This is a genomic window from Elstera litoralis (assembly GCF_000963705.1).
Taxonomy (GTDB): Bacteria; Pseudomonadota; Alphaproteobacteria; order Elsterales; family Elsteraceae; genus Elstera; species Elstera litoralis.
In genome coordinates this window covers 1-2,382 of record NZ_LAJY01000259.1, presented here as the reverse complement: position 1 = coordinate 2,382, position 2,382 = coordinate 1, and the positions used below count along the sequence as shown (strand labels likewise).

The 2,382-nt window shown below is 60.0% G+C and carries 5 protein-coding genes; 4 read left to right on the top strand and 1 reads right to left on the bottom strand.

The features are described from left to right. From VZ95_RS24055 to VZ95_RS10800, 3 genes are all read left to right on the top strand, one after another. Positions 1 to 235: toxin-activating lysine-acyltransferase (locus VZ95_RS24055; protein WP_156995237.1), on the top strand; the 235-nt coding region annotated here is incomplete at its 5' end. Positions 236 to 356: 121 nt separating this feature from the next. Further along, positions 357 to 1,058, top strand: a complete 702-nt coding sequence (locus tag VZ95_RS10805; RefSeq protein WP_045775849.1) for a CoA transferase subunit A — start codon at positions 357 to 359, stop codon at positions 1,056 to 1,058. Positions 1,059 to 1,078: 20 nt separating this feature from the next. Beyond that, on the top strand, positions 1,079 to 1,720 hold the full coding sequence (locus tag VZ95_RS10800; RefSeq protein ID WP_045775848.1) for a CoA transferase subunit B: 642 nt from the start codon (positions 1,079 to 1,081) through the stop codon (positions 1,718 to 1,720). A gap of 47 nt (positions 1,721 to 1,767) precedes the next feature. Here VZ95_RS10800 and VZ95_RS10795 read toward each other — a convergent pair whose 3' ends face one another. Continuing rightward, a complete protein-coding gene (locus tag VZ95_RS10795) occupies positions 1,768 to 2,055 on the bottom strand; it encodes a YciI family protein (RefSeq protein WP_045775847.1) in 288 nt (95 codons plus the stop codon). 108 nt (positions 2,056 to 2,163) lie between these two features. Between VZ95_RS10795 and VZ95_RS10790 the strand changes: the two genes are divergently transcribed. Continuing rightward, positions 2,164 to 2,382, top strand: a 219-nt coding sequence (locus VZ95_RS10790; RefSeq protein ID WP_045775846.1) for a hypothetical protein, incomplete at its 3' end; no start/stop codon positions are given.

Genomic DNA, 2,382 nt, shown 5'->3' with positions numbered 1-2,382 from the left:
GGCGACTCCGGCAACGGATGCTTGGTCGGATGGACCAAATTTATGGATAATCGACCTTATTGCTCCTTTTGGAAACGCAATGAGTATCGCCCGTGACCTTCAGTGTTCGGTTTTTGCTGATTGGCTGGAACCTGTTTGGGCTTTGCGTCGTAAGCCTGACGGAACGGTTCGCGCATTGACGCGCTGGCCGACCCTTTCCATGCTTGACCGCGTGCCTCCTCAAAAGGGACATTGACGAACTTCGAGCCTCCCCCGACACTGCGGTGCGGCAAAATACCCCGTTTGGTGCTTGCCGCTTGTTAAGAAGGCTTCCGAACCGGAAGCATTGCGACACTCAGAGGGGGAGACTGAATCGCATGAATAAGGTCCACGCGACCGCCGTCGAGGCCCTGGCCGGGCGTTTGTTCGACGGCATGACGATCATGGCCGGGGGCTTTGGCCTCTGTGGTATTCCAGATGCCTTGATCGCCGCCATTAAGCTGGCTGGGGTAAAAAACCTCACGGTGATTTCCAACAATTGCGGCATCGATGGCGTCGGCCTCGGCACGCTGCTGGAAGCCCGCCAGATCAAAAAGATGATCTCGTCCTACGTTGGGGAGAATAAGCTTTTTGCCCAGCTTTACCTCTCGGGCGAGTTGGAGCTTGAGTTCAACCCGCAAGGCACGCTGGCCGAACGCTGCCGCGCGGGCGGGGCCGGGATTGCGGGCTTCTACACGAAGACGGGCGTTGGCACGATCGTGGCCGACGGCAAGGACGTGCGCGCCTTCAACGGCGAAAACTACGTGCTGGAAACCGGGCTGGTCGCCGATCTTGCGATCATCCACGCCTGGAAATCCGACCGCGAGGGCAATCTTGTTTACCGCAAAACGGCGCGGAACTTTAACGCGCCGATGGCAACGGCGGGCAAGTTCACCGTGGTTCAGTGCGAGCATCTGGTCGAGATCGGCGCGATCGATCCCGACGCGGTTCACACGCCCGGTATTTTCGTGAATGCCATCGTGCATGTGCCCGACGCCGAAAAGCGCATCGAGCAACGCACCACGCGCAAGCGCGCCTAACCCCGGATCGGAGCAGAACAATGGCTTGGACCCGCGATCAAATGGCCGCGCGCGCGGCGCAAGAGTTGCGCGACGGTTTCTACGTCAACCTTGGGATCGGCATTCCGACCCTGGTGGCGAATTATATTCCCGACGGCATGGAAGTGTCGCTGCAAAGCGAAAACGGCATGCTCGGCATCGGGCCTTTTCCTTACGAGGGCGAGGAAGACCCGGACCTCATCAATGCCGGTAAGCAAACCGTGACGGCGCTACCGCAATCGAGCTTTTTCGATAGCGCCACCAGCTTCGGCATGATTCGCGGCGGTCACGTCAATCTCGCCATTTTGGGCGCGATGCAGGTGGCGGCCAATGGCGATTTGGCCAATTGGATGATCCCCGGCAAGCTCGTGAAGGGCATGGGCGGGGCGATGGACCTCGTTGCCGGGGTTCAGCGCGTCGTCGTCGTCATGGAGCATACCGACAAAGACGGCGGCCCGAAGATCCTTCCGGCCTGCACCCTGCCGCTGACGGGCACGCAGGTGGTGGATCGGGTGATTACCGATCTTGCCGTGTTCGATATCGACCGTAAAAACGGCGGCCTCACCCTTATCGGTCTTGCCGATGGCGTGACGGTCGATGAGGTGAAAGCCAAAACCGGCGCGCCGTTTACGGTCGCGCTGTAAAGGCGGGCGCGGGTGGGGGCTTGGCCTCCGCCCGCGCGCTCGCAGGGTTAAAGCCCTGCCACTTTCATTTCGGTAATCTCGAACGTCTGCCACACGCCGTTTACCGTGTAGGGATCGGTGCTGAGATAGGCGTCGAGCGCGGCGCGGTCGGCGAAATTCACCATCAAAGCGCTGCCGTTCATCGTGCCTTCGGCGCTCAGGAGCGCGCCGCCGATTAGAATTTCCCCGGTTTCCTTGTACTTTTTCACGTTGTCCAGATGGGCTTCCCGCGTCGCCAGACGGCGGGCGAGGGCATCGGCGTCGGTGCCGTCGCGGGCAATAACCAGAAACTGCATAGCTGGGTTCCTTTAGTTTCACACCAAACCGTTGGTTTGTGGGACCAGGATGAAGCGGCCCCGTTTCAGCCGGAAAGCCTTGGGTTTATCGCCCGAAGGATATGCTTTATGCCGATGCCGCTCCTCCTGACCCATCCCTATTCTAGTTTGGATGCGGCAATCAAGCGCTGTGCGCTGCCCGTTCAGGCGGCAATCTGGATGATCCTTGCCGGGATGGTGTTTTCCACGATGGGCCTGCTGATCCGGGTGACGACGGTGGACCTGCATCCGTTCCAAGTGGCCTTTGTGCGGATCGCCGTGGGGATTCCGTTGCTGGTGCCGATTGTG

What these genes read in the sequence shown, in the direction of transcription:
- VZ95_RS10805 (WP_045775849.1), top strand. Translation starts at nt 357, where the DNA reads ATGAATAAGGTCCACGCGACCGCCGTCGAGGCCCTGGCCGGGCGTTTG.
- VZ95_RS10800 (WP_045775848.1), top strand. Translation starts at nt 1,079, where the DNA reads ATGGCTTGGACCCGCGATCAAATGGCCGCGCGCGCGGCGCAAGAGTTG.
- VZ95_RS10795 (WP_045775847.1), bottom strand. Translation starts at nt 2,055, where the DNA reads ATGCAGTTTCTGGTTATTGCCCGCGACGGCACCGACGCCGATGCCCTC.